This window comes from Paraburkholderia sp. HC6.4b, from assembly GCF_014200875.1.
Classification (GTDB): domain Bacteria; phylum Pseudomonadota; class Gammaproteobacteria; order Burkholderiales; family Burkholderiaceae; genus Paraburkholderia; species Paraburkholderia tuberum.
In genome coordinates, this window is record NZ_JACHDC010000056.1 from 1 (window position 1) to 1,805 (window position 1,805).

Genomic DNA, 1,805 nt, shown 5'->3' on the forward strand with positions numbered 1-1,805 from the left:
TTCGGCGCGAATCTCGTTGCCGCGCCGGGTGTCGGTCTGGTGGGCTTCGGCCTCCTGGGCCTGGGTGCGCTTGCCGCGCTGGGTGCGGGGATTGCCGCCGCGAGCGGTGGTGGTAATGGCGGCAGCGCTGCTGCTGTAGTGGATGAACAGACGCCGCCGGGTGCAGTTGACGACGATACGGACGCGGACGCCGACGCGGATGCCGACGCGGATGCAGATTCCGATGCGGATGCGGATGCGGATGCTGACGCCGATGCTGACGCCGATGCTGACGCGGATGCCGACGCGGATGCCGACGCGGATGCGGATGCGGATGCCGATGGTGACGCGGATGCGGATGCGGATGCCGATGCGGATGCGGATGCGGATGCGGATGCCGATGCGGACGCGGATGCCGATGCGGACGCGGACGCGGACGCGGATGCGGATGCGGATGCTGACGCCGATGCTGACGCCGATGCTGACGCGGATGCCGACGCGGATGCGGATGCGGATGCCGATGGTGACGCGGATGCGGATGCCGATGCGGACGCGGACGCGGACGCGGATGCGGATGCGGATGCGGATGCGGATGCGGATGCGGATGCGGATGCGGATGCCGATGCGGATGCGGATGCGGATGCGGATGCGGATGCCGACGCGGATGCGGATGCCGACGCGGATGCGGATGCCGATGCGGATGCGGATGCGGATGCCGATGCCGATGCCGATGCCGATGCCGATGCCGATGCCGATGCCGATGCGGATGCGGATGCTGATGCCGATGCCGATGCCGATGCCGATGCCGATGCCGATGCCGATGCTGATGCTGATGCTGATGCTGATGCTGATGCTGATGCTGATGCTGATGCTGATGCTGATGCGGACGCGGACGCGGATGCTGATGCTGATGCTGATGCTGATGCTGATGCTGATGCTGATGCTGATGCTGACGCGGATGCCGATGCCGATGCCGATGCTGACGCGGATGCCGATGCGGACGCGGATGCCGATGCGGACGCGGATGCCGATGCGGATGCGGATGCGGATGCTGACGCTGATGCCGATGCGGACGCGGATGCCGATGCGGATGCAGACGCCGATGCGGATGCGGATGCCGACGCGGATGCGGATGCCGATGCGGATGCGGATGCGGATGCGGATGCTGACGCGGATGCTGACGCGGATGCTGACGCGGATGCTGACGCTGATGCTGACGCTGATGCGGACGCGGATGCCGATGCCGATGCCGATGCCGATGCCGATGCCGATGCCGATGCGGACGCTGACGCTGATGCGGATGCGGATGCGGATGCGGATGCGGATGCGGATGCGGATGCGGATGCGGATGCGGATGCGGATGCGGATGCCGATGCCGATGCCGATGCCGATGCCGATGCCGATGCCGATGCCGATGCCGATGCCGATGCCGATGCGGATGCGGATGCGGACGCGGATGCCGACGCGGATGCCGACGCGGATGCCGATGCGGATGCCGATGCGGATGCCGATGCGGATGCTGATGCTGACGCTGATGCGGATGCTGATGCCGATGCCGATGCCGATGCCGATGCCGATGCCGATGCCGATGCCGATGCGGATGCGGATGCGGATGCGGATGCGGATGCGGATGCGGATGCGGACGCCGACGCCGACGCCGACGCCGACGCCGATGCCGATGCCGATGCCGATGCCGATGCCGATGCCGATGTTGATGTTGATGCGCCGGATCAGCCGGTTATTGGCGAAGTGATTGACGACGTGGGTCCGGTTCAGGGTCCGGTGGGCAATGGCGAGAGCACGGACGACACGACGCCGACGCTGGT

1 protein-coding gene is annotated in these 1,805 nt (G+C 66.8%); it reads right to left on the reverse strand.

Annotated features, from left to right (window positions below; all coding sequences use genetic code 11):
- The coding region (locus HDG34_RS40020) for a hypothetical protein (RefSeq protein ID WP_184069236.1) at positions 1 to 1,805 on the reverse strand (1,805 nt) is incomplete at both ends.